The sequence below is a fragment of the Flexibacter flexilis DSM 6793 genome (assembly GCF_900112255.1).
GTDB classification, from domain to species: Bacteria; Bacteroidota; Bacteroidia; order Cytophagales; family Flexibacteraceae; genus Flexibacter; species Flexibacter flexilis.
Genome location: NZ_FOLE01000001.1, coordinates 759,405 through 784,086 on the forward strand (window position 1 = coordinate 759,405; position 24,682 = coordinate 784,086).

General features: G+C 43.3%; 21 protein-coding genes. 13 read left to right on the forward strand and 8 right to left on the reverse strand.

What is annotated here, in order from left to right; genetic code table 11:
* Positions 1–22: 22 nt before the first annotated feature.
* The 7 genes from BM090_RS03290 to BM090_RS03325 all read left to right on the forward strand — a co-directional run bounded on the left by BM090_RS03290 (position 23) and on the right by BM090_RS03325 (position 7,993).
* Positions 23–2,998 carry a ligand-binding sensor domain-containing protein gene (locus BM090_RS03290; protein WP_143083850.1) on the forward strand — a complete coding sequence of 992 codons (2,976 nt, stop codon included), beginning with the start codon at positions 23–25 and terminating at the stop codon, positions 2,996–2,998.
* A 13-nt stretch (positions 2,999–3,011) separates the two neighbouring features.
* Positions 3,012–3,263, forward strand: coding sequence for a hypothetical protein (locus BM090_RS03295; protein ID WP_091507276.1), 252 nt, complete (start codon positions 3,012–3,014; stop codon positions 3,261–3,263).
* A gap of 62 nt (positions 3,264–3,325) precedes the next feature.
* Positions 3,326–4,447 carry an MBL fold metallo-hydrolase gene (locus BM090_RS03300; RefSeq protein ID WP_221405326.1) on the forward strand — a complete coding sequence of 374 codons (1,122 nt, stop codon included), beginning with the start codon at positions 3,326–3,328 and terminating at the stop codon, positions 4,445–4,447.
* Positions 4,448–4,830: 383 nt separating this feature from the next.
* On the forward strand, positions 4,831–5,859 hold the full coding sequence (locus BM090_RS03310) for a methionine ABC transporter ATP-binding protein (protein WP_091507281.1): 1,029 nt from the start codon (positions 4,831–4,833) through the stop codon (positions 5,857–5,859).
* Positions 5,852–6,505, forward strand: coding sequence for a methionine ABC transporter permease (locus BM090_RS03315; RefSeq protein WP_091507284.1), 654 nt, complete (start codon positions 5,852–5,854; stop codon positions 6,503–6,505). Before BM090_RS03310 ends, BM090_RS03315 begins: the two co-directional genes overlap by 8 nt.
* A gap of 17 nt (positions 6,506–6,522) precedes the next feature.
* Positions 6,523–7,332, forward strand: coding sequence for a methionine ABC transporter substrate-binding lipoprotein MetQ (gene metQ, locus BM090_RS03320; RefSeq protein ID WP_091507288.1), 810 nt, complete (start codon positions 6,523–6,525; stop codon positions 7,330–7,332).
* 46 nt (positions 7,333–7,378) lie between these two features.
* Positions 7,379–7,993, forward strand: a complete 615-nt coding sequence (locus BM090_RS03325; RefSeq protein WP_091507291.1) for a trimeric intracellular cation channel family protein — start codon at positions 7,379–7,381, stop codon at positions 7,991–7,993.
* Positions 7,994–7,996: 3 nt separating this feature from the next.
* Here BM090_RS03325 and BM090_RS03330 read toward each other — a convergent pair whose 3' ends face one another.
* Positions 7,997–8,983, reverse strand: coding sequence for a PAS domain-containing protein (locus BM090_RS03330; RefSeq protein WP_091507295.1), 987 nt, complete (start codon positions 8,981–8,983; stop codon positions 7,997–7,999).
* 395 nt (positions 8,984–9,378) lie between these two features.
* Entirely contained in the window at positions 9,379–10,152 is a 774-nt protein-coding gene (locus tag BM090_RS03335) for a hypothetical protein (RefSeq protein ID WP_091507298.1), read from the reverse strand.
* 125 nt (positions 10,153–10,277) lie between these two features.
* Between BM090_RS03335 and BM090_RS03340 the strand changes: the two genes are divergently transcribed.
* A complete protein-coding gene (locus tag BM090_RS03340) occupies positions 10,278–11,849 on the forward strand; it encodes an NFACT RNA binding domain-containing protein (RefSeq protein WP_091507301.1) in 1,572 nt (523 codons plus the stop codon).
* A 93-nt stretch (positions 11,850–11,942) separates the two neighbouring features.
* On the opposite strand, the gene rny is transcribed toward BM090_RS03340, so the two are convergent.
* From rny to BM090_RS03355, 3 genes are all read right to left on the reverse strand, one after another.
* A complete protein-coding gene (gene rny / locus BM090_RS03345; protein ID WP_091507304.1) occupies positions 11,943–13,508 on the reverse strand; it encodes a ribonuclease Y in 1,566 nt (521 codons plus the stop codon).
* A gap of 127 nt (positions 13,509–13,635) precedes the next feature.
* Positions 13,636–13,923, reverse strand: coding sequence for a cell division protein ZapA (locus BM090_RS03350; protein ID WP_091507307.1), 288 nt, complete (start codon positions 13,921–13,923; stop codon positions 13,636–13,638).
* A gap of 40 nt (positions 13,924–13,963) precedes the next feature.
* Positions 13,964–14,263 carry a hypothetical protein gene (locus BM090_RS03355; protein WP_091507311.1) on the reverse strand — a complete coding sequence of 100 codons (300 nt, stop codon included), beginning with the start codon at positions 14,261–14,263 and terminating at the stop codon, positions 13,964–13,966.
* Between the two features lie 164 nt (positions 14,264–14,427).
* On the opposite strand from BM090_RS03355, the gene BM090_RS03360 reads away from it, so the two are divergent.
* Together BM090_RS03360 and surE are read left to right on the forward strand one after the other, a co-directional pair.
* Entirely contained in the window at positions 14,428–15,795 is a 1,368-nt protein-coding gene (locus BM090_RS03360; protein ID WP_091507314.1) for an NAD-dependent succinate-semialdehyde dehydrogenase, read from the forward strand.
* 57 nt (positions 15,796–15,852) lie between these two features.
* Entirely contained in the window at positions 15,853–16,635 is a 783-nt protein-coding gene (gene surE / locus BM090_RS03365) for a 5'/3'-nucleotidase SurE (protein ID WP_091507318.1), read from the forward strand.
* A 60-nt stretch (positions 16,636–16,695) separates the two neighbouring features.
* Here the strand turns inward: surE and BM090_RS03370 are convergent, their stop codons facing one another.
* A complete protein-coding gene (locus tag BM090_RS03370) occupies positions 16,696–17,217 on the reverse strand; it encodes an acyl-CoA thioesterase (protein ID WP_091507321.1) in 522 nt (173 codons plus the stop codon).
* Positions 17,218–17,484: 267 nt separating this feature from the next.
* Between BM090_RS03370 and BM090_RS03375 the strand changes: the two genes are divergently transcribed.
* Positions 17,485–20,448 (forward strand): DEAD/DEAH box helicase, encoded by a 2,964-nt coding sequence (locus BM090_RS03375; RefSeq protein ID WP_091507324.1) that lies wholly within the window; start codon positions 17,485–17,487, stop codon positions 20,446–20,448.
* 95 nt (positions 20,449–20,543) lie between these two features.
* On the opposite strand, the gene BM090_RS03380 is transcribed toward BM090_RS03375, so the two are convergent.
* Positions 20,544–20,918: a winged helix-turn-helix transcriptional regulator gene (locus tag BM090_RS03380; protein ID WP_091507327.1), complete on the reverse strand. Its 375-nt coding sequence runs from the start codon at positions 20,916–20,918 to the stop codon at positions 20,544–20,546.
* A 57-nt stretch (positions 20,919–20,975) separates the two neighbouring features.
* Between BM090_RS03380 and BM090_RS03385 the strand changes: the two genes are divergently transcribed.
* Together BM090_RS03385 and BM090_RS03390 are read left to right on the forward strand one after the other, a co-directional pair.
* Complete coding sequence (locus BM090_RS03385) at positions 20,976–21,479, forward strand: nuclear transport factor 2 family protein (protein WP_221405327.1); 504 nt, start codon at positions 20,976–20,978, stop codon at positions 21,477–21,479.
* Positions 21,480–21,836, forward strand: coding sequence for a hypothetical protein (locus BM090_RS03390; protein ID WP_091507331.1), 357 nt, complete (start codon positions 21,480–21,482; stop codon positions 21,834–21,836).
* A 118-nt stretch (positions 21,837–21,954) separates the two neighbouring features.
* Here the strand turns inward: BM090_RS03390 and BM090_RS03395 are convergent, their stop codons facing one another.
* Positions 21,955–24,675, reverse strand: coding sequence for a hypothetical protein (locus tag BM090_RS03395; protein WP_091507335.1), 2,721 nt, complete (start codon positions 24,673–24,675; stop codon positions 21,955–21,957).
* Positions 24,676–24,682: the final 7 nt, after the last annotated feature.

The window sequence follows — 24,682 nt, forward strand, 5'->3', positions numbered from 1 at the left end:
CAAAACACACTATTGCAAATACATGAGGAATTTTTTTGGGCTATTAGGCTTTTGGTTAATGCTGTCTCTGGCTTGCAAAGCGCAAGACGAAAGACAATTACATTCCTATTTTCCTCACAAGCATTATACTGTAAATCAAGGGCTTGCTTCTTCTACGGTTTATTTTACGATGCAAGATTCCAAAGGCTATCTTTGGATAATGACTAGTTCGGGCGTGAATCGCTTCGACGGGCAAAATTTCGAGTATTTTTCCACAGACAATGGTCTTTCCGACAACGAAGTTTTCAAAGCCTACGAAGACACCCAAGGGCGCATTTGGTTTTTGACCTATAACGGTAAACTTTCTTATTTTTTTAACAATAAATTTTACAACGGAAACAATACGGCTTTTTTGGCTAAAGCCGAATCGCCTTCCCAATTTACCTGCATTTACGAAGACAAAAACAACGGAGATATTTGGCTCGGGACGTTCCGCAATGGCATCGTGCGCATTAGCGGCCAGCAAGTCCAGCACTACAACGTGGAAGTTGCCACGAGCAAAATGAATGTGCCGTGCTTCTTTTTTCGCGACAAACAAGGGATCATTTGCGTGCAAACCTACGCAGGTAAAATGCGATTTAGTAGTACCAACAATCTATTCCGACTTTACGGCGAACGCTACAAAGTCGGGCGCAAATATTATTCTGTACACGAAGACGAAAAAGCCTCATTTTATGCCGACTCGTTTAGTGTTCATGTAGAAATCGGGAAATACACTTACACCGTTACCGACTCAGTGCATTTTAATTTCCAAAACCTGAATTGCTTTTACATAGACCCCAGCGATAGGCTCTGGATAGGAACGTACAACGGTGTTTATGTCATCGAAAATTACCAAAAACCACGCCATGAGCAACACCGCAACCATTATCTGAAAGGTGTAGAAGTGGGTCATTTCATGCGCGACCACGAAGGGAATTTGTGGTGTAGCACCCTGAATCAAGGACTTTATTTTTTTGCCAACAAATTCGATAAAATAAATCTATACGATCAAAGCACAGGCTTGCCCAGCAGTAAAGTAACCAGTTTGGCTAGTTGTGGCGAAGGCATGGGGCTGCTCGTGGGTTTCGATAATGGGCAATTTGGGTTTTGGGAAAACAAGAACCTTTCGTTGTTCCAACTCAAAAGTCCTCGTCAAACCAACAAAATTCGCCAGTTTGTATGGGCATTCGGCAAACTTTGGATAGCCGCCGACATGGGTTTGTATTGCTGGGAAGGCGAAGACCGCCCCGCAGTACTCAAAGAAGTAAACTCAATGAAAAGCATATTGCACGACAATCAGAGTTTATATTCGGCTACGTCTATGGGTTTGTCGCAGTATCTGCCGACACCTTCGGGCAAAGATTTTAGAAATTATGTACTGACCAATTATCCTGCGGCCTATACTTTATGCAAAGGCAACAACGATACGATTTGGTTTGCAACCAGCAAAGACCTGATGTATTTTGACGAAGCCTCTGGCCAAATTGGTATGTCACCGCTGCGTTTTCAGAGCCGTATTACTTCTATTCTGTTGCTGCCAGACCGTAGTTTGCTCATCGGCACGGCGGGGCTGGGACTGTTTCAGGTACAAGGCCAACGTATTATCAAGCGGGTATCTGTCAATAACGGACTGGTAAGTAACGTGTGCAATAAATTGTATATGAAAGATGGCCGAAACATTTGGGGTTGTACCAACAACGGCCTTACGCATATACAACTTGCTGGAAAAGAATGGATTATATCGTCTATTACAATGGCAGAAGGCCTGCCTTCGAACGAAATAAATGATGTTTGTGCCGACCAACACGGTAATCTTTATGTCGCAACCAACAATGGCTTATGTCATTTCTCGGAAAGCGATTTGAAAGGACTTTTGCCTCCTCCGACGCTGCTCATCAGCCAAGTGCGTATTGACGATGTGTTGATTAAAAACCCTAAAAAAATAGCCCTTCGGACGCACGAAAACAATTTAGAGTTTTATTTTGTGGGAATCGCTTATCGGTACGCTAATTTGGTATCTTATGAATACCGTTTGAGTCGTAACGGAAAAGATGCCCCATGGATTACGACAACCAACGGGCGTTTACAACTGGCCGAACTCCCGCACGGCGATTATGTTTTGCAGGTACGTTGCAGGCGTTTTCATAGTGGCTGGAGCAATACCGAAGATGTGAAATTTAGTATTGCTGCGCCATTTTGGTTAAAATGGTGGTTTATTTCGCTGTGTAGCATTGCGTTAGGTATCCTGATTTGGCAAATTTACACCCGCCGCGTGTCCTATTTGCTTATCAGAGAGCGAGCAAAAAAAATGATACAACAGCGCAACCACCAACTAGAGCAACAAGCCTTACAGTTGGCACTCAAAAGAGATTTGCTCAAGCAGTCTAGCCAAACCATTCAGCAACTCATCAAAGACGACGAGAAAAAACAGGCCTATAACAGCCTTAATACTTTTGTGAATTGGGTGGACACGAACATCAACAATTCACAACAATCTTTCGTAACTATTGCGCAGGAAATCAGCACGATACAAGATTTTTTAGAATTAGAAAAACAGCGTCTGGGCGAGCAAATGAGCTTTCAAATCAGCATCAGCCCAAAAATTGATATGGACAAAATGCGGATTCCGCCGCTTATTTTGGAGTCTTACGTGGACAACGCCATACAACATGGTTTGGCTCACAAAGAAAAACGCGGTCGTATCAACATCGTACTGGAACGAATTTCAGAAAATTATTTGCAAATTATTATACAAGACAATGGCATCGGGCTGGAGGCTTCGCGCGAGTTATACAGGGCGCAAGGTCGCCTTCACAAAGATACTGGCCTGATTGTCAGCCGTGAACGAATCGAACAAATCCGCGATACAGAAGGCCGACACGGTAGTGTTTCGATCGAAGAACTTAAAGCTCCAGACAATAGTGTTATGGGTACGGTTGTCGTCATACAGTTGCCCGTGCGCCCCATCGCGCTCTAATTTTTCTGAAAATATGGGCATCCAACGCAATGATATTTTTTTCACTTTGGGACTAATCACAGCCCTTTGGTTTGCCCTTACGTCTTACATTTGGGCGTATTGGGCGGCAGTGGTTATCTCCTACCCTTTCGGAATTATCAGTTATTTTTTATGGCAAAAAATTCGGCACGAAAACCGTCAGCGTACCCTCATTATTCCCATCATTTTGGGCATTGGTTTGTTTGCGTCGGTGGCAATGCTGCTGGGTTTATTGATTTTGGGTTAAAGTAATTATGAACTTTTCTGGCAGCCAGTTGTTTTGGGCAAATCAGACACAATAAACCCAAAATGAAATTAATCTTCCGACGTATCATGTTTATAACCCTTGCTATTGTAGCAGTATTGGCACTGGCCGTATTTATATTTTTGCAACAGCCGCTTTTCGGCAAAGCTCCCGCTGACCAACGCCTTGAGCGAATGAAAAAATCCCCACATTACCGCGATGGCGCATTTGACAACCTCATGCCCACACCCCAACTGACCGAAGGCTATTCCATGCCCAAAATTCTTTTCGATTTTTTCTTCAATAAAAGTAAAACAGGCCGACCGCCGCGCCCTTTGCCGAGCGTCAAAACAGATTTGAAGCAGTTGCCGCCCAACGAAAACGTATTTGTTTGGTTCGGGCATTCCTCATACTACATGCAAGTGGACGGCCTCAAATTTCTGATTGACCCTGTTTTTAGCAATAATGCTTCGCCGATTGCTAGTTCTAACACTGCTTTTGAAGGCACAAATATTTACAGCGTAGCCGATTTGCCCGAAATAGATTATTTACTCATTTCCCACGACCACTACGACCACCTAGACTACGCCACCATCAAGGAACTGAAAGGAAAAGTAAAGAAAATTGTGTGCGGTTTGGGCGTAGGCGAGCATTTGGAATATTGGGGTTATGCGCCCGAATCCATCACGGAATTGGATTGGGACGAAACCGTAAACATTGACAATCAGTTAAAAATTCATGCACTGCCAGCCCGCCATTTTTCGGGTAGAACTTTCAAACGAAACAATACGCTTTGGATAGCGATGTTGTTGCAAACGCCTACGCAAAAAATCTTGGTGGGTGGCGATAGCGGCTTCGGAAATCATTTTGCAGAAATAGGCAAAAAGTTTGCGCCGATAGATTGGGCAATTATGGAAAATGGCCAGTACAATTTGGCTTGGCAGGCAATACACTCGCTACCCGAAGAAACGCTCAAAGCCGCACAACTCCTTCAGGCAAAACACGTTATACCTGTACATTCGTCCAAATTCGAGTTGGCATTGCACGCTTGGGACGAGCCACTAAACGAAATTACGCGCCTCAATGCCCAATACGGCCTTGATTTGGTTACGCCAAAAATCGGGCAAGTGGTGCGCTTCACCGACGAGCCGCAGCACTTCGGGCAATGGTGGAAAGAGGTGAAATAACACGACTTTCTTACCCGAACCTTTCCAAATTTTTAGGCCTTGTTTTTGTGAAAATAAAATCAATGCTTTACTTTTGGGCATCGTTTGCGGCTCAATTTCCATGTAAGCAAATGTAAATCAACAAGATACAACATGAAAATCAGTTTATCAAAAGCATTGGCAATACAAAACAACGCTGGCAAGCAAATGGCAGCGGTGATGTGTTGTTGTATGATGAAACATACAACCTTGTATTGCTGTGTCTGATATAACGCGTTTTCTACACCATAAACTTTAGAAAAGGGCTTTACCACACAGCGTAAAGCCCTTTTTTTATTTTCTTTTCGTTAAGCGCACACCCCATTTGAGTACCTATCAAAAACATTTATTTAACTTTTTGTTCAATGATTTCAATACAGAACATTTCTAAAACTTTTACGCTCAAAAGCAAGACGTTCAAAGCTTTAGACCAAGTAAATATGGAAATTGCGGAAGGGGACATAGTCGGCATTATTGGCAGTTCGGGCGCAGGCAAAAGCACTTTGATTCGGTGTATCAACCTGCTGGAAAAACCCGACAACGGCGCAATTGTGGTCAGGGGGCGCGACCTTACCAAGCTCAACGCCTCCGAACTGGCCGCAGAGCGCAAAAAAATCGGCATGATATTCCAGCATTTCAACTTGCTTTCTTCGCGTACCGTATTCGAAAATGTGGCTTTGCCGCTCGAATTAGACAAAGCCAACAAAACGCACATTCAGGCCAAAGTAACGGAACTGCTGAAAATAGTTGGATTGGAACACAAAGCAGACGAGTATCCCAAGAATTTGTCGGGCGGCCAAAAACAACGCGTTGCCATTGCCAGAGCTTTGGCCAACGACCCGCATTTGTTGCTTTGCGATGAGGCAACCAGTGCTTTAGACCCCATCACGACCCAGTCCATTTTGCAACTGCTCCGCGACATCAACCAGCGTTTGCGGATTACGGTTTTGCTCATCACGCACGAAATGGAAGTCGTAAAAGCCATTTGTAACCATGTGGCCGTTATTGACCATGGCCAACTGGTAGCCAAAGGCACGTTGGAAAACATTTTGTTCAACAACTCCCACCCCATTATCCGACAATTTTTAAATACCAAAAACATGACGATTCCTTCAGATTTTAATAAAACACTTCAATCGCAACAAAACGACGGCTTGTTTCCGCTCGTAGAAATAGAACTCAACGGCAGAGTTGCTTTTGAGGATTTGGTAGATACGATTTACCATCATTACAAAGTGCCTTACAAAATTATTCGGGCAGAAATAGAATATATCGGCAAAAAGAACTTCGGAAAAGCACTGCTCCAACTGCAAGGAAACGCCGACCACAACGCCGACGTAATCAATTATTTTAATCAACACAAAATCTATAATTCGGTAAGAGGTTATGCTTAATTCTAATGTGTCGCTGCTGCTGCAAGGCTTGCTCGAAACTATTTTTATGACTTTTGCCGCTGGGCTGTTGGGTTTTGCTATTGGCTTGCCTGTGGGCATTTTTTTGTTCCTGACGCGGCGCGGCCAACTGCTCGAACACGCCATTTATCACCGCATTTTGTCGGTTTGGGTCAATGTGTTTCGTTCTATTCCGTTTATTATTCTCATCGTTTGGCTTATTCCGTTCACGCGTGCGCTGGTGGGAACGTCTATTGGCGTGTGGGCGGCTTTAGTGCCATTAAGTATTGGAGCTGCGCCATTTATTGCGCGTTTGGTGGAAAATAGTTTGCTCGAAATTCCCGCAGGACTCATCGAAACGGCGCGCGCGATGGGTGCAAACACCTACCAGATTATCACTAAAGTTTTGTTGCCTGAAGCATTGCCTTCGCTAATCAACAACGCCACCATAACACTCATTACACTGGTCGGTTATTCGGCCATGGGCGGAGCTGTTGGCGCGGGAGGTTTAGGCCAAATCGGATACCAATACGGTTATGTCGGGTACGATACATTCATTATGAATGCTGTATTGCTGCTGCTCGTAGCCTTAGTTTTTATCATTCAATTTACGGGCGAAACGCTTTCCAAAAAATTTAATCACCGATAATTTTCTTATTCTATAAAATGAAAAATCTTAGCATCATTACATTGTTTTTCAGTGCATTAACTTTATTTTCTTGTCAGAAATCGGCCAAAGAAAACAATCCTAATCACCTAAAAGTAGGCGTTACTTCTGGCCCAGAAAGACAAATTGCGGAAGCTGCCCAAAAAGAGGCAAAAGACAAATATAACTTGGACGTGGAACTGGTTTTCTTTAATGATTATGTCGTTCCCAACGAAGCACTCAATCAGGGCGACATCGACCTTAACGCCTTCCAACACGTGCCGTATTTGGAGCAGCAAGCCAAACAACGCGGCTACAAACTCGCTGTTGTGGGCAAAACGTTCGTGTATCCGATAGTGGCTTATTCCAACAAAATCCGAAATATCAGGGAACTGGCCAACGGTAGCACCATCGCCATTCCCAACGACCCGACCAACGGAGGCCGTTCGTTGCTTTTGTTACAACAAAATAGCTTGCTCCAACTGCGCGAAGGCGTGGGTTTGCTGCCGAAAGTAACCGACATCACGGCCAACCCTAAGCAGCTCAACATTCTGGAAATAGAAGCCCCGCAACTTCCGAGAGTTTTGGACGACGAAAACGTCGTACTGGCCATTATTAACAGTAACTTTGCGGCGCAAGCTGGCCTTGACCCCAACAAAAATGGTTTGTTGAAAGAAGATAAAAATTCGCCTTATGTGAATGTTATTGCTGCCCGCGAAGACAACCAACACGAAGAAAAAGTACAGAAATTCGTAAAGGCCTATCAGTCGGAAGCGGTGCTACAAGCCGCCGAAAAAGCATTTGGTGCAAATGCAATAAAAGGCTGGTAATCAATTTTATGTTTTAATTTTCAAAAAGAATTTAGTCGCATAAATTATGCAAGTACAATATTGGTTTGAGTTGTTCGGAACGGCATTTTTTGCCGTTTCGGGCGCACTCTCCGCTACCGAAAAAGCCCGCGCCGACTGGTTTGGGGCTACGTTTATTGGATACATTACGGCCATCGGAGGCGGCTCGCTGCGCGATGTGTTGCTGGGCAACTACCCGATTGCTTGGATAAAAGATGTAAACATGATTTATGCCGTGTTTGCGGGCATCGTGATGGCCAAAGTGTTTTATTCGTATTTTATCAAACTCAAAAAAACGTTTTTTCTGTTCGATACGCTGGGCATCGCCTTGTTTACGGTGGTTGGGACGGCCAAAGCCATTTCTTTGGGAGTCGGCAACATCAACGCGGCCATTATGGGAATGTTTACGGCGGTTTTTGGAGGTGTGATTCGGGACATGCTCACCAACGAAATTCCTGTTATTTTTCAAAAAGAAATCTATGCAACAGCTTGTTTTGCAGGTGCTTTACTGTACCTGACGCTTCATAGCTATGGTGTAAATTTTGATTATAACTTGGCTATTTCGGGTAGTATTATTATTATAATTCGAGTGCTGGCGGTTCGCTACGACTGGCAACTTCCGCAATTTAAGAAACATGAATAATACTTAGATTTTGGAAATCAAATCTTTGGTATATACGTCATTAATCACTTTGTGAATAACCGCGTCTAACTCATCGGCAGACTCTTTCAAATATTGGAGGTATAGCGTTTTGTATTCTTCGTCTTTTTCTGTCTGAAACAAATTAACCAAACCCAATATTTTGGCCAGCGGGCTTCTTACTTTGTGCGCCTGATACCATGCAATGTCTTGTAACTGCGTTACCTGACTTTCTATAATAGACTCGTGTTCAATTCGTTGTGTAACATCTTGTATCAACGCCACAAAATATTTTTTCCCAGCCAATATAAAATTATTAAGGCTGATTTCTGTAAAAATTTCTTTCCCTTCTTTGGTAAGAGCAGGAAACACGCGACCCGTTCCTAATTTATAGGGTGTAGGGTTCGAGGTATAAGTAAGCAGAGAAACCTCATGACTTTCCCAAAATCGTCTGGGAATTAGCACATTAATACTTTCCCCTATAAGTTCCCCCAGATCATAATGAAAAAGATTTTTGGTTTCAGGATTAGCATCAACAATGCACATATTACTATCCACAATCAGAATCGTAACGGGAGCAGAATGAAAAATACTGCTAAATTTTGCTTCTGACTCCTCCAGCTTAATTTCTGCTTGTTTTTGGTGATGAATATCCTGTATAATCCATAACGTAGCCCAAACCTTTCCTTCTGCATCATAAATCGGCGGCAACTGATGTTTGAGCCAACGTTCTGTTTTTTTATAAGTCATCAATAATTCCAATTCTGCACTTTGACCCGCCAAAACCTTTTGATTCGCATCCAAAATTAAACCCCCACACTTTGGATTCAGGTATTCCCTCACATCAACCCCAACTTCCATTTGCTCGCCATTGAGCAAATCATACATCTTTTGAGCCGTATTATTGATATACGTTATTTTTAAATCAAGCCCTAACATAATGATGCTATCGCTTGTTTTCTCCAAAATGGCTCTTAGTATCTGATTGTTCATGACTGAAAATGATTAGAGATTTGATGATTAGTAGCAACGTAAAGACTGCCAATGTGCAATATCTTATTTTAATGCGAAGCGATTTAGATTAAAATAGTAGAATTTAATCATCTGTAATATTCAACTTCTTATTTCATAAAACAACCAGCAAGCTACCTGCTATCAAACGCTACAAACAACAAAAACAATATAAACTCTTATATTCATTCAAAAACAACAAACACTCGTCTTTAAAAAATTATATAATACAAATTATTGAATAATTCATTGTATCATTATCAACTCATTAACAATGCGTTACAAAAAGAAAGAAGTACAGATGTAATATGTTACTATATCGTAAATAAATAATGAGACAATCTGTGCAACAGCGAATTATATGTTCATCATTTCCGCTAGGAATAGACTTTTCGTACTTGTTCCAGCCCGAACGGTTGCCCCACAAAAAAGCCTGCTTGCGGAAATTGTTCTTCAAAAAACGCTCCTTTGTTATACTCATAACTTAACCAAGTATCTTGTTTTATCCCCAAAATATTGGCCATTGCCAACACATAAGTCTTTGCTTCATAAGCAGATACATTCGCCCAACGAAAAAGCAAAGAATCTGTTTCCAACAAACGAGTTCGCAGTTTTCCGCCAGCATATACACAAAATTTTTGGTGCAAATATTTCCGTTGATTTGCTGAGACATTCAACAAAGGATTCGTGAAACCCCAATACGAGGTAAGTAAATACATCTCCGAATAGCCTTTCATGGCAAGCATTTGCTCGAAATACTCAAAAATGTCTGCATCATCTTCATACAAAAGCTGCTCCAAATCATAACCCATTGCCAACCAACGATTTGCTATTTTCTGATTTTGCAAACAAGTATCTATACTTTTCACGATGGTTTGCATCCATTGATTGGTGTCGGGCAAAAGACTCAAGCCATCCAATACACGCCGATAACCATTGCACTGCAACTCCAAAAACAATAATTGCCGCGAAAGTTGCGCCTGCGGGCAAGCCACAGGACTATAATAAATTACAGATTCTTTTCCATGAAATACTGAATACCAAACATTTACGTGCCAATTATCGTTCGGCAGAAAGTGGATTTTAGTATGCCGCGATAGCGAATCGTACAGCGGAGTATTGGTGGAGTCAAGTGCGTCTGTGATGTTCATTGTTTGTAGTTTTCTGGCAAAATATTAAACCAAAACCACAAAAACACGTAGTTCCGTGCAATTGGCTATCTTTGTGAGATTTATCGCCTCCCGCAAAAGTTTTTTATTTCCTAAAAATACGCACCGTGCACAACAATTTTTTCTTTCTCCAGCAAGTAGCCCAGTCGCTCAAAAACAAATTAACTAACTGGATATTAGCTACTTGCTTTAGTCAAAACAAAGACGAACTTATCTTGGGTTTTTGCACCACCGACCAAGAGTTTTATATCCGTGCCATGCTCACGCAAGAAATTTCCGCGCTAAGTTTTCCCGAAAATTTCCAACGCGCCAAACGCAACAGCGTAGAACTTTTTGACGAAATTTTGAACAAAACTGTTCTGGACGTAATTCAAATCCCGAACGAACGCAGTTTTTATTTTTTATTTGAAGATAATTTCGCCTTACTTTTCAAAATGCACGGCAACCGCGCCAACGTCATTTTATTTGAAAATCAGAAAGTTACAAGTGTTTTCAAACATTCGCTTTCCAAAGATTTGGAGATAAATTTCGCGGAATTGGCTCGCCCGCTCGACTATCACGATGCGGCCTATTTTCTGGAAAATGGCCAAAATCTCAAAAAAGCCTATCCCACGTTGGGCAACGTGCCACTGACCTACTGGCAACAACACGGCTTGGATTTGCTGGGTTTGGTGGAACAATGGCCGCATTTTGAGGAAATGATTTCGGTGCTGGAAAAACCTTCGAGCTACTATGTCGGTACGCTCAACGACGAGTTAATTTTGTCGCTTTTACCGATTTTTGAAGATGGCCAATCTCGGAAATATACCAATCCACTGGAAGCGGCCAATCAGTTTGCTGCCGAATACGCAAGGCTGTATTTTTCGGAAAATGAAAAATCCGACGCGCTGCGGCTACTCCAAAAGCGTAAAGAACAGACAACCAATTACATACAAAAAACAGAAACCAAACTCAACGGTTTGGAAAGTAGTGCACGTTACGAAGAAATTGGCCATATTCTGATGGCTAACTTGCACAATATCAAGCCTCGAACCGAAAAAATTACGCTTGAGGATTTTTATAGAAATCAACCGCTCGAAATCAAGCTAAAGGCCGACCTTAGTCCGCAGCGCAACGCCGAAAACTATTACCGCAAAGCTAAAAATCAAAAAGTAGAGCTTGATAAATTGTACGAAAATCTGGATAAAAAACAGCAAGAACTCGCACGCATTGAGACGCATATTAATTTTATAGAAAAAGCCAACAGCGTAAAAGAAATCCGTAAGTACCTGAAAGACAACAAAATAATTTCAGACCAACAAAAAGAAGAAATGGCCCTGCCCTATCGCCGCTTCGAGTACGAAGGTTTTGACATTTGGGTTGGCAAAAACGCACAACACAACGACACACTTACGCAACGCTATTCGCACAAAGAAGACCTTTGGTTGCACGCCCGCGATGTGTCTGGGTCGCACGTCCTCGTAAAATACAAATCTGGCAAACCCTTTCCCAAATCTGTCATAGAAAAAGCCGCATCGCTGGCCGCCTATTATTCCAAACGCAAAACCGACACGCTTTGCCCCGTCATCTGCACACCCAAAAAGTTTGTGCGCAAGGTAAAAGGTGCGGCAGCTGGCTCTGTGATAGTGGACAAAGAAGACGTGATTTTGGTAAGGCCTGCGGCTTTCGATGAAAACTAAAATTGTCTCAGTTCAAAAAAAATTCGATGCCCTACAAAAAACGCCTTTCACGATACACGTAAAAGGCGTTTTTTGTTAGCAAATAATGCTGTGTTATTTTGCGTAAGCCACAGAGCGCATTTCGCGGATTACCGTTACTTTGATTTGGCCTGGGTATTGCATATCTTTTTCTATTTTCTGCGAAATTTGGAAAGATAACATGCTGGCTTTTTCGTCAGTTACGTTGTCGGCATCTACCATCACGCGCAACTCGCGGCCTGCTTGTATAGCGTAGCAATTGGTTACGCCATCAAACGACAAGGCCAATGTTTCCAAATCTTTCAGACGCTTAATGTACGACTCCATCACCTCGCGGCGTGCGCCTGGGCGCGAACCCGAAATCGCATCGCAAGCCTGCACGATAGGCGAAAGCATCGAAGTCATTTCTATTTCGTCGTGGTGCGCACCGATAGCGTTGCAAACTTCTGGGTGTTCTTTGTATTTTTTAGCAAGTTCCATGCCCAAAAGTGCGTGAGGCAATTCGGGTTCTTCTGGCCATACTTTCCCGATGTCGTGCAACAAACCTGCACGTTTGGCAAGTTTAGCATTTAAGCCCAATTCTGCGGCCATTGTAGCACAAAGTTTGGCTACTTCGCGCGAGTGTTGCAACAAGTTTTGACCGTAAGAAGAACGGAAACGCATACGACCTACCAATTTGATAAGCTCTGGGTGCAAACCATGAATCCCTAAATCTATGGCCGTACGTTCGCCAATTTCCAAGATTTCCTCTTCAATGTTTTTGCGCGTTTTGGAAACAATCTCCTCAATACGTGCGGGATGAATACGTCCGTCTTGTACGAGGCGGTGCAACGAAAGACGAGCAATTTCGCGGCGCACAGGGTCGAAGCCCGAAATAATAATGGCTTCTGGCGTATCATCCACGATGATTTCCACACCTGTGGCAGCTTCCAAAGCTCTGATATTACGACCTTCGCGACCAATGATTTTACCTTTCACGTCATCACTTTCAATGTTGAAAACTGATACACAGTTTTCGATGGCGTGTTCGGTGGCAGTGCGTTGGATTGTTTCCAAAACCACTTTTTTAGCTTCTTTCGTAGCGGTCATTTTAGCCTCTTCGATAATGTCTTTGATGTAAGACGAGGCTTTACTTTGGGCTTCTTGCTTGAGTGCTTCCAGTATTTGTTCTTTGGCTTCATCTGCCGTCAGACCCGCTATTTTTTCCAGCTTTTGTACTTGTTGAAGGCGTAGTTTTTCGGCTTCGTCTTTCTTTTTGTTGGTGATGTCGAGTTGGGCGCGTAGATTTTCTTTTTCGCTATCCAATTCGGCTTCTTTGCGGTTTACTTGTTCTTGCAATTTGGCAACGGCTTGTTCGCGTTGTTTTACTTTGTTTTCATTTTGCAAGATGATGTTTTTCTTTTTATTCGACTCGTCTTCAAACTCAGCTTTGAGTTTGAGAAACTTTTCTTTAGCCTCAAAAATGCGATCTTTTTTAATGGTTTCCCCATTAATTTCGGCTTCTTTAATGATGAGAGCAGCTTTCTCGCGGGCTTCTTGCTCTTTGCGAGCATACAACTTTTGAAGTTGTTTCTGACCCAGCCACAGCCCAACAAATAGGCTAAGCAAAGAAGCGGCAACGACGTAAATTATTATTTCCATTGGTGCTGTAAAAACAGTTGTTTGTGATGTTAAAATGTTAGTTCCAAATCAATCATCAGAAATCAACTTCGCGCACAAGCACGAATCAAAACTACAGTATCAAAAAATGGGGCGAGAGTTTGCTATTTTATTCTAACTCTCTGCTTATCTGTGCATCCAATTGCGCCAATGCGCCATTGAGTTGCTTGTATGTGTTAGTCAGTTCGTTGTCGGTTCTTATTTTGTCTGCGAGTGCATCGAATGCCACCATCGCCAAAATATCCAATTTATCACTGATGCCGAACCGTTCTCGATATTCTACAATTGCTTCGTTGAGCTGTTTGGCTGCACGCCTAATGTACTCTTCTTCAGAGGCTTCTACCTTCATGGGGTATTCGCGGTCGGCAATTTTTATTTTGATAGAAATAACGGCCATAGTTACGGACAACCTCCAACTTTTTTCAACCCCAAAATTTTTACTTCTGATTCAATTGCGCTATGCACTTGTCAATTTCTGCTACATACTCCTCTATTTTTTGGCAAATTGCCGCATTTTGTTGCGGAGTAGTCGCGATTGTGGCTACAATCTTACTTGTTTTAATTTTATTTTGAAAATTTTTTAACTCTTCTTTTTGTTTCTCATTTTGCACCCGCAACTGTTTGCGCTCTATATTTGCCTCCTGTAAGGCTTGTTTGAGTTGGCGGTGTTGTACAAGCAACTTTGCTACTTTTTGTTGAAGTTGTGCAAGTTGCGTTTGTAAGGCTTCGGCGTTCATGGGCTGTATCGGGCTTAATGTTATCAGCGAATTTAATTACAAAAAACAGCATAAATGTTTTCGATTTGAATACAAAAACATTGTTTGGCCGCCACAATATTAGGCAAACACGCCCTTATTTTTATACTGTTTTACACTAACTCAATTTTTTTTAAGTATCAGAAATGTCTGCTATTGCAACCATTAATCCTCAAAATAACGAAATTGTACGGCAATTTGAGCCGCACAGCCCCGCGCAAGTGGCGCAGGGGATTGAGCGAGCCAATGAGGCTTGGCTTGCATGGAAAAATTTACCTCTTGCCCAACGCGTAACGTATGTGCATCGCCTGTCCGATGTTCTGCTGGAACGCAAACACGAACTTGCTCAGCTTGCCGCCCTCGAAATGGGTAAAGTGCTGCGCGAAAGCATCAGCGAAATAGAAAAATGTGCGCTTACGTGCCGTTTTTATGCCGAAAAAGCCGAACAAATGCTTGCTCCACAGCCAGTTGGCACGGAGGCTTCGCGTTGCTATGTGGCCTTTGAACCTTTGGGTGTGGTGTCTGCGATTATGCCTTGGAACTATCCATATTGGCAAGTGTTTCGGTTTGCTGCGCCTGCGCTGGCTGCTGGCAATGTGATTGTACTGAAACACGCGCCCAACGTACCGCAATGCGCGTTGGCCATTGCGTCTGTGTTCGAGCAAGCGGGTTTCCCCGAAAATGTTTACACAAACTTTTTTTTACCAAACGAAAGAGTACACGAACTAATTTCGCACGAACTGGTACGCGCAGTTACCTTTACGGGTAGCAGCTACGCGGGTTCTGTAGTGGCTTCATTGGCAGGTAAATATTTGAAAAAGACGCTGTTAGAACTTGGCGGAAGTGATGCCTTTGTGGTGCTCGCAGATGCCGACGTGCAGGCTGTGGCTCAAAAAGCCGTAAAAGCACGTTTCACCAATGGCGGGCAAGGTTGTACTTCGGCCAAGCGTTTTATTGTAGAAAAACCAATCGCGGCAGCATTTACGGCAGCTTTGCGCGAAAAAATCGCAGCTTTGCAGGCAGGCGACCCCACCGACCCACAAACCAGTTTTGGGCCAATGGCACGCGAAGACCTCGCCCAAATCCTGCTGGAGCAAGTGCAAAAAAGCGTTGCGGCAGGTGCACAAGTGCTGGTGGGTGGTGCTCGCCCCACGAAAGTAGGCGCGTGGTTTGAACCGACTTTGCTCACCAACGTAAAGCGCGGAATGCCTGCCTACGATGAAGAAATGTTTGGAGCGGTGGCCAGTGTGATTGTGGTAGAAAATGCCCAAGAAGCCGTCGCGGTGGCCAATGACACGCCTTATGGCTTGGGGGCTTCCGTCTGGACGGCCAACACCGAAAAAGGAGAAAAAATCGCGGCACAAATACAAGCGGGTTGTACTTTTGTGAATGAAATTGTACGCACAGACCCACGTGTTCCGTTTGGAGGCGTGAAGCAGTCGGGCTATGGCCGCGAGCTGTCGCACTGGGGAATGCACGAGTTCGTGAACATCAAAACCGTTTGGGTGGCGTAACAGAATGTTAAAGTTACTTTTCAATCAAGAAATTTATTCATCAGAAAATAAAAAATTATGTCTAAAAAACCGTTAATTCTCATTTCTAACGACGACGGCATTACCTCCAAAGGTATCCGTACATTGGTAGAAGTGATGGCCGAAATTGGAGAAGTAGTTGTGGTAGCTCCCGACAGCCCGCAATCGGGCATGGGACACGCCATCACCATCGGCAATACGTTGCGCTTAGACCGCAGCAACCAATTTGGAGATTTGGGCGTAGAAGCCTATCAATGTTCGGGTACGCCTGCCGACTGTGTGAAACTGGCCAAACATCACGTGTTGCACGACCGCCGCCCTGATTTGGTGGTGAGTGGTATCAATCACGGTAGCAATACTTCCGTGAGCGTGTTGTATTCGGGCACAATGTCGGCAGCTATTGAGGCGGCTTTGGAAGGCTTGCCAGCGATTGGTTTTTCGCTTTGTGACTATAGCCACGATGCCGATTTTTCGCACGTGCGCCATTGGGTAAAAGAAATCACGCTCAAAGCCTTAGCCAATGGCATTCCTGAAGGCATTACGCTTAACGTGAATTTCCCGCCACACAAAGCAGGCGAAGTGAAAGGCCTAAAAGTTTGCCGCCAAGCGCGTGCCCGTTGGCAAGAAGAATTTGACCAACGCAAAGACCCCGCAGGCCGTTCGTATTTTTGGTTGGTGGGTAGCTTCGTGAACATGGAAACGGGCGATAGCTCCGACTCCGACGAATGGGCAATCGCTAACGGTTATGTTTCGTTGGTGCCTTGTACTTTCGACCTGACGGCCTACAAAACCATGCAGCAAATACAGGGTTGGGGTTTATAGTTACTACCTGTTTTTTATAAAATAAAGGCCGACATTTATGCGAATGTCGGCCTTTATTCTTTATTCATCTAACTTGAAAATAGATTTGAGTTCGGTGGCATCTGATGGCTTGAGACGGCCAGCTAATACCAAACGTAACTGCCTGCGACGGAGGGCGTAATCATACATATTCTTTTCGTCTTCTGTCTCTGGAATGAGTTCGGGTACATCTATGGGGCGGCCTGTTTGGTCAACGGCCACAAACGTAAAAAACGCCTCGTTGCTTTTGAAACGTTGGCCTGAGGGAATGTCTTCGGCGTGTACGATAATGTGTACTTCCATCGAAGAGTTGAACGCACGCGTAACTTTGGCTTCGTAAGTAACGGCAGCACCCAAAGGAATAGGCCGCGAAAAAGAAATATTGTCCACCGAAGCGGTTACGACGATGCGATTACTGTGGCGTTGGGCGGCCAAGGCGGCTGCTACGTCCATGCTGTGCATCAAATGGCCTCCCATCAAGTTGTTGAGGGGATTGGTTTCGTTGGGCATTACCATTTCCGTCGTAATGACAAATGATTCGCGGGCAAATTTTTGCTTGGCCATGTTTTGCTGATAGATTTTGAGTAAATAATTACGCACAAAAATAAATACAAATATACAAACGAATTAGATTGCCAGTGCGGTTTTAGGTTAAACTTTAGATTTTTCCAATACGACTCGGTGGGTAGGATTGTATGTTTTGAGGGTATGCCAAATAGCATTAAATGGGTTTTAATTGAGATTTAAGGCAATAATATCACACAATCGCATCAACGACGGCGGAGACTTTCAGATATTTTTATTAACTTTCGTTTTAATTTCTTTTTGCACATGAAAGTATCTCCCACCAAACCGTTCCAAATTGTCTATTCGTTATTTCAGCACGAATTCTTAGGGTATTTATTTGAATCTTTTGCCGTACAACTCGACGACCATGGCCGTTTGAGTTTGCAGTCGCAAAATATTTCATTCAAAAACGCAAACGAATTTTCCGACAGAATGGACGAAGCCGATTGGCGTTTGGTGAAACTCATTGATGAGATTCAGCAAGATGCTGTGTTTAAACATTTTTCTACCAACAACAAAAAGCAAACTGTTTCAGATTTTTTCATCAAAATCTACGACCCGAACAAACCTGACAAGCCATTACAGGAGCAAATCAGCCATTACCTGGAACGGCGAATGTCCGAAATCATTCCGTTGCTATCCAACAAACCCATTTTTGAAATGGGCAGCGACGGCGAAGCCACGTACCGCCGTTTGGCGATGGCCGACGAACCCGCCTCGATTTGGTTTCATTTTCACCGCAACCAAGAAGCTACACATTATTTCCCGACAATTTTATTTAAAGGTCAAAAGCTTGATTTTCAATACAAAAACGCGATTGTGATGAGCAATGAGCCTGCGTGTCTGCTGCTCAATCGTGTACTTTATACCTTTAAGCAAAGTATTGATGGCAATAAACTTAAGCCATTTTTGAATAAAAACCACATCGTCGTGCCGCGCTCGGTGGAAGAAACCTATTTTAATAAGTTTCTAAAGCCGCTTATTTCACATTCTGAAGATATTTATGCAGAAGGTTTTGAGATAATAAAACAAACACCTAAGCCAGAAACTATATTGGTAATCAGGGAGTTGTTGCAAGAAAATGCGCGAGTGGCTGCCCCGCTATTGGTAGGCCAAACCGACGAAAACCCTGCGGCAGAAGTGCGCACCGAAAACAATACCAACATCTCGTTTGAGCTACAATTTGAGTACACAGGAGCCGAAACCGTCAAGCTCAACAACTCGCAAGATGTATTGGTAACCATGCAAAAAGAGGGCGATTCTTATACGTTTGTTCGCACGCAACGCGATACAGCCAAAGAAAAAAATATTTTAAAAATTTTGCAGGAAAACGGACTCAAACTCCATGCGGGACAAGTCGTAATGCCGCATTTTGAAGCCTTGGAATGGCTTGGTCGCCATGCAGATTTGCTGGCAGAAAATGCAGTGCGCGTAGAACAACAAACCGTTTCGGACGTAAAATATTTTATTGGCCACACCAGCATTAGTCTGGACGTACGCGAGAACTCCGATTGGTTCGATATTTACGCCAACGTACAATTTGGAGAATATACTATTCCTTTCCTGAAAATCAGACAGTTAATTCTGCAAAATAAACGTGAATTTCTGTTGCCTAATGGCGAAATTGCCGTAATTCCAGAGGCTTGGTTTACAGAATATTCCGAACTTTTTGCCCTTGCCAACACCTCCGACACGGGCGAAGTGAACATCACAAAAGCGCATTTTGCGATGCTCAATACCATGCACGACCAAGAACTTTTGAGCGTGAAAATGAACGAAAAACTGGAGCGTTTGCGCGACTTTTCATCTATCGAAAGTTATCCGTTGCCTAAGGCGTTTAAAGGCGTGTTGCGTCCGTACCAAAAAGCTGGCTACGATTGGATGCGATTTTTGAACCAATACAAATTGGGCGGCTGCCTTGCCGACGACATGGGTTTGGGCAAAACCGTACAAACGCTGGCCTTGTTGCAAAGCCAAAAAGACGAGGGCATCAAACGAGCGTCTTTGCTAGTCATGCCAACATCGTTGGTGTATAACTGGGAAATGGAAGCCAAAAAGTTTACGACTGGCCTCAAAATCTTGAATTATACGGGAGCTGACCGCGAGAAAAGCAGCGAATTTTTTAGCTATTTTGATATAATCATCACTTCGTATGGCATTGTGCGTCTGGATTTGGACGTTTTGAAGCAATATCAATTCAATTATTTGATTCTGGACGAGTCGCAAGCCATCAAAAATCCGAGTTCGCACATTGCCCGCGCCGTAACGCAAATCGGGGCAATACATCGCCTTATCCTGACGGGTACACCATTGGAAAACAGCACGTTAGACCTTTGGTCGCAAATGAATTTTATCAACGAAGGCCTGTTGGGTACGCAGACGTATTTCCGCAACGAATTTCAAACACCAATCGAGCGGAAAAATGATGAAACCAGATTGCACAAGCTGCACGCCATCATCAAACCGTTTATTTTGCGCCGACATAAGTCGCAAGTAGCCAAAGAGTTGCCCGAAAAAGTGGAAAATATACATTACAGCCGCATGAACGCCGAGCAGGAGACCGAATACGAGGAAGCAAAATCGTATTTCCGTAACAAAATCTTGGAACATATCGAGCAGAAAGGCATGGCGCAGTCGCAAATTTTGTTGTTGCAGGGGCTTACGCAATTGCGGCAGTTGGCCAACCACCCGCGCATGGTAAACGAAGAATACAAAGGCAGTTCGGGCAAAATGGAAGACATCGTGCATAAGTTGGATAATGTGATTCGCGAAAATCATAAAGTTTTGATTTTCAGTCAATTTGTAAAACATTTAAGTATTTTGCGCGAATATTTAGAGCATTTCAAACTCAATTATGCGTACTTGGACGGTAGCACCCGCGACCGCCAAGAGCAAGTCAATTTGTTCCAGAAAAATGCAGATTGCCAAGTATTTTTGATTTCGCTCAAAGCAGGAGGCGTTGGCCTGAACCTCACAGCCGCCGACTATGTTTTCATCTTAGATCCGTGGTGGAATCCTGCCGTAGAAGCACAAGCCATTGACCGAGCACACCGCATTGGGCAAGACAAAACCGTTTTTGTCTATAAGTTTATTAGCAAAGATTCGGTAGAAGAAAAGATTTTAGCTTTGCAACAAAACAAACTAAAACTTGCTGGAGATCTGATCGTTACAGAAGAAAACTTTGTAAAAGCCCTGAGCAAAGATGACATTGTAGAGCTTTTGGCGTAACGCATACGCTTCCAAGTAGATACGCACTGCGTATCTACTTCTTTCTTGTGTAGCAAAATTTCCCGCGAAGCGGGTCTGTGCCATACAACAATAGATTATACGGCCATATCTCGTTTGATTTTTTCTTTATGTTGAATCCCCCATTTTGTCATGGCAGTAACGACTTCCTCAAGTGTATGACTATAAGGAAGTAACTCATACTCAATAAGAACAGGGTAGCCAACAGAAACTTTTTTTACAACAAATCCATTTAATTCTAAGTCTTTTAATTCATTTGAAAGAACCCTTGCCGAAATTCCCTTGACTTGCCGTTGAAGTTCTGTAAATCTAGTATTGCCTCTCGCCAGAGCAATAATTATCATAAGTTTCCATTTCCCTCCAATAACGTACAGAAAATCACTTACAGCACCAAGCACTTTGTCGCATTCTTCTGTAAATTCTTTATTCGCGTCTTCTTGATTATTTAACATTGTGATTTATGGTTACGCAGTAACCTTTAGGTAACAACTAATAAATTGTAAGCAACTATGGCATACTTTTGCCAACAACAATTTAAAAATAATGTTCAACTAAAAAAAATAACGATGTTTTTAGAAGCCTTAAAAGCAAAAGAAGAGTTAAGAACTCTGATAGATGCCTACGCCTATTTGGGTGATGAAAAAAAGATTACCGAACAAATGACTTTGTTTACGAAAGATGTCACCTATACAGTGTATATGAATGGGGTAATAGTTGCTAACATTACTGGTAATGAGGCATTAGAAAAAGAGTTTACGGGACACGCTTCTCTGGTCAAAACCTATTTTACATTAAATGGACAACATACTGTAACCATAGAAGGCGATACCGCAAAGGGTGTTTCATTCTCTTTACTTAAAATGATTAGAGAAAACGAAGGAAAAGACGTTATCACAGATTATAGCGTCAAATATGAGGATTCATACGTTTTTCAGAACGGAAAATGGCTGATAAAAGAGCGAGTTGGCTATTTTTTAATGATAGAAGCAAGAACATTAAATCTGCCGTACTAAATGAAAACGCAACACATTATTGCAACGTCTCTTTTAGTCTTAACGACTATAATTGTATTTGTAAGTGGACTGCTAAAAGCGATACATTTTGCTTGGTCTGTTGAGGGTTTGGTTAAATTTAATTTGCCAAACGCTGCTACTATGCTTGGTTTAATGGAAATGACATTTATTATTCTATTTGTTATTCCCAAAACTATGCGAATTGGTTTTATTCTGTTGTGCTGCTACTTTGCTGGGGCGATGGCCGTGGAGTTAGCCTATGACGGCTCTATGCTTAACCCAGGTATTCCATTGGCATTGATTTGGATTACCGCATTTTTGCGTGATAAAACTATATTTTGGGACGCAAACCGATAGTATCTTTCCCATAAGATACAGCGATAAAATAAATCTCTGTTAAGGCTAAAATAATTATCGCTGATTAGGTGCATAAGATAGCACGCCCCTAATCAGCAATAATTTGATATACAGAATATTAACTCACCTTATTCGATTTTTGCTTAGGCAACGTTTCGCGCAAGGCTGGGCATTCGTTCAGGTACGGAACGGCCTGCGGCTTGTCGGCAAACACCTTTTTCCAAAGCGCGTACATTGGCTCAAAATCGTCGGTATAAATGCCTTCGTGGAACGTGGTTTGCGTGTGTTTGGTCAGGCTCATTCCCAAATAACAAGCCTGTGCGCCCAGTTCGTTGCTGGTCGTTTCGGCGGCTTTCTGGTAATATTTCCCTGCCAAAAGGCTCGTACCGTAGCGGTTCATAAAGTGCATTTTGCGCACATAAAACTGCGTGGCGAGTGTGTCCGAGACATTGAGTGGATACTGATTTCCGTCAAAATATCGGGCGGTCGTAATCAAATCGCCGCGCCAAAGTGTCTGATTATAACCCCAATACGCCGAACTCCACAAGGCATTGCCCACTGTCATCCATTCTTGCGCCGCATTTTGCGGATTAGCCGCCGCATTGGCCCGCAACGAGTCGATGGTCGTGAAAAATTGCAAGTGATTGTACGTGCGATACGGCATATCATGGTACTTGTTGCCCAAACTGGCCGCAAACGTGTCGGGGGCGTGTTGCCAATAGCTCGCGGGCAAATCGTCAAGTGCCGCCACTGCTTCTGTAAAGTGATTGTCTCTGGCCAAACGCACGGCTTTTATTTCTGTTAATTGACTGGCATTAAAGAACTTACCAACCAAATAGCTTTCCAGTTTGTTTTCACCGCCTTTGCGCACCGTTTCCAACAAGGTCGTAAATTGTGCGTCGGTCGCGTACATATCCAACAGCACAGCCATCGCCCACGAACTACCCGCACGATGATAGGCCATTGCCGCTTTTTGCCAATCGTTTTGAGCCAAATATTTTTGTCCCAATCTATTAAAGAAAATTTGGTCAAAGTGGCTGGTAGTATCGGTTTGAGAAGCCACAAAATCACCTAATTTATTTTCGTATTCTGCCGAAATTTTCGGTTGATTTTCGAGCGCAATATATTGTTCTAACAAATTGGTTTGCAGCAAAATATACTCATTTTGCCCTTGCTTTGTTTTGAATTGCTGACGCGCCATTTCTACGGATTCTTGCGCCTGCGGCCATTCGCTGTTCATGATGTGCAAATAGGCTTTTGTCAAATGCCAAAGTGCAGGTTGCTCCGTGTTGCCTGCCGCCGCAATTTTATTCACAATGCTTTTGAGTCCCATATAATAATCCTCACGCGCTTCGCGGTCTGCCGCACTGGCAAAACCCGTAAAAGCAAAGGTATTATCATAATAAAATCCTGATTCGTACGGATTTACATAATCGTCCACAAGCAACGTATCGGCGGAATTTTCACCGTCCGACTGTTTGTTTTTGTTGGTCGATTTTTTATCCGAACTCGAAAACCAATCCCAGATACTATGCCAAAAATTAACGATGGCTTTCGTTATTTTTTTGAAAAACGAAGGTTTTTCCACTGCCGTTGGCGCGAAGGCAACATTAGTAATGTTATGGTCGGTGGCTTTGTAGGCTGCCGTATCTATTTTGGGTTGGTTGGCAAGGAGCATCGGGCGGAAATAATCGTCTTCCACTTCCTGCAAATTACGCCAAAGTGCCGTTTCGAGGGCTTCGTCTGTGGGCGAATTTTGCCAAATCTGCTCCAGCGTGTTGAGCATGGACGCGTGCAAATTTTGGTATTCTTGCGTAGGCGTTTCCCCTTCGGCCATGTCCCAGTAAGTACTATATGAGTCCACCAAAGAACCTAAAAACCAGACAGTTGCACGTTCTTGATTGTCTTTTGCCAGCTTTACACACGCCTCAAAATGCTTTTTGTCTTGAATCAGCGTGCGGAAATTGACATACGAACGCTCCGCAAATGCCGCATCCGTTTTGATATAATCTTTGTAAATCATGGCGTAAGTATGCGCAGACTCAGCCACGCGCCCCAACCGAAAATACGCCCCTGCAATACGACCACGCAAGCGCGAATCTATATAGTTTTTGGGCATTTCGGGGCGCAAATACGCTTGTGTAACTTGCAATATTTGTTCAAAATTTTCTACAAAATAATTAAGCCTAACCACCTGATACAGATAGCGTTGCTTTAGGGCGATATTCGGCTCAGCAGCCAGTAATTGCATTCCCTCTTCGCGCACGGCGGCCATCAATTCGCGTTCGGCTTCATTGGCTTTGGTATTGGCTTCCCAATCCAACCAATCCCATTCGCGCAAGGCGAAAGGCTCGCATTTTTTGGCATAAACCAAATACTTGGCAATGTCAAGGCGTTTTTGCGCTACAATCTCGGTAGCAAAGGCGTTTACCTGCAAATCATTGGGCAACTCAACAGACTTACCTTCAAGCTTTTGCACCAAAAAATCAAGCGTATCCACGCCCGTGCGATAAACGATTTGCGCAATTTGGCTTTCTTGTGCTCTGGACTGCAAAAGCAGTTGCCAAGCCTCTATGTTATGGTCTTTATTGGGTTCGGCAGGTGAAAAACCTTCGTCAAAATGAAAATCGTAAGAGTTACGATGCGCACAGCCCTTGCAAGCGGCGATGTAGCGATTATAAACAAAATACTTGTTGTCGGTGCAGTTTTTAGGCAAAAAATAATCGAACAACGACACGTGCCCCAATTGCGGCGAATACCAACCGCAAGCCTGTGCAGGCGAAACCACCGACCACAAGGCCAATACTCCTAAGCCCCAAACTCTTATTTTTTTGCGCATTTTTTTG

Coding starts and splice junctions, on each gene's coding strand:
- BM090_RS03295 (WP_091507276.1), top strand. CDS start 3,012: ATGGGCATCCAACGCAATGATATTTTTTTCACTTTGGGACTAATCACA.
- BM090_RS03370 (WP_091507321.1), bottom strand. CDS start 17,217: ATGGCCAAGCAAAAATTTGCCCGCGAATCATTTGTCATTACGACGGAA.
- BM090_RS03300 (WP_221405326.1), top strand. CDS start 3,326: ATGAAATTAATCTTCCGACGTATCATGTTTATAACCCTTGCTATTGTA.
- BM090_RS03385 (WP_221405327.1), top strand. CDS start 20,976: ATGGCATACTTTTGCCAACAACAATTTAAAAATAATGTTCAACTAAAA.
- BM090_RS03330 (WP_091507295.1), bottom strand. CDS start 8,983: ATGAACAATCAGATACTAAGAGCCATTTTGGAGAAAACAAGCGATAGC.
- BM090_RS03390 (WP_091507331.1), top strand. CDS start 21,480: ATGAAAACGCAACACATTATTGCAACGTCTCTTTTAGTCTTAACGACT.
- BM090_RS03290 (WP_143083850.1), top strand. CDS start 23: ATGAGGAATTTTTTTGGGCTATTAGGCTTTTGGTTAATGCTGTCTCTG.
- BM090_RS03350 (WP_091507307.1), bottom strand. CDS start 13,923: ATGGCCGTTATTTCTATCAAAATAAAAATTGCCGACCGCGAATACCCC.
- BM090_RS03395 (WP_091507335.1), bottom strand. CDS start 24,675: ATGCGCAAAAAAATAAGAGTTTGGGGCTTAGGAGTATTGGCCTTGTGG.
- BM090_RS03375 (WP_091507324.1), top strand. CDS start 17,485: ATGAAAGTATCTCCCACCAAACCGTTCCAAATTGTCTATTCGTTATTT.
- BM090_RS03380 (WP_091507327.1), bottom strand. CDS start 20,918: ATGTTAAATAATCAAGAAGACGCGAATAAAGAATTTACAGAAGAATGC.
- BM090_RS03335 (WP_091507298.1), bottom strand. CDS start 10,152: ATGAACATCACAGACGCACTTGACTCCACCAATACTCCGCTGTACGAT.
- BM090_RS03355 (WP_091507311.1), bottom strand. CDS start 14,263: ATGAACGCCGAAGCCTTACAAACGCAACTTGCACAACTTCAACAAAAA.
- BM090_RS03315 (WP_091507284.1), top strand. CDS start 5,852: ATGCTTAATTCTAATGTGTCGCTGCTGCTGCAAGGCTTGCTCGAAACT.
- rny (WP_091507304.1), bottom strand. CDS start 13,508: ATGGAAATAATAATTTACGTCGTTGCCGCTTCTTTGCTTAGCCTATTT.
- surE (WP_091507318.1), top strand. CDS start 15,853: ATGTCTAAAAAACCGTTAATTCTCATTTCTAACGACGACGGCATTACC.
- metQ (WP_091507288.1), top strand. CDS start 6,523: ATGAAAAATCTTAGCATCATTACATTGTTTTTCAGTGCATTAACTTTA.
- BM090_RS03325 (WP_091507291.1), top strand. CDS start 7,379: ATGCAAGTACAATATTGGTTTGAGTTGTTCGGAACGGCATTTTTTGCC.
- BM090_RS03310 (WP_091507281.1), top strand. CDS start 4,831: ATGATTTCAATACAGAACATTTCTAAAACTTTTACGCTCAAAAGCAAG.
- BM090_RS03360 (WP_091507314.1), top strand. CDS start 14,428: ATGTCTGCTATTGCAACCATTAATCCTCAAAATAACGAAATTGTACGG.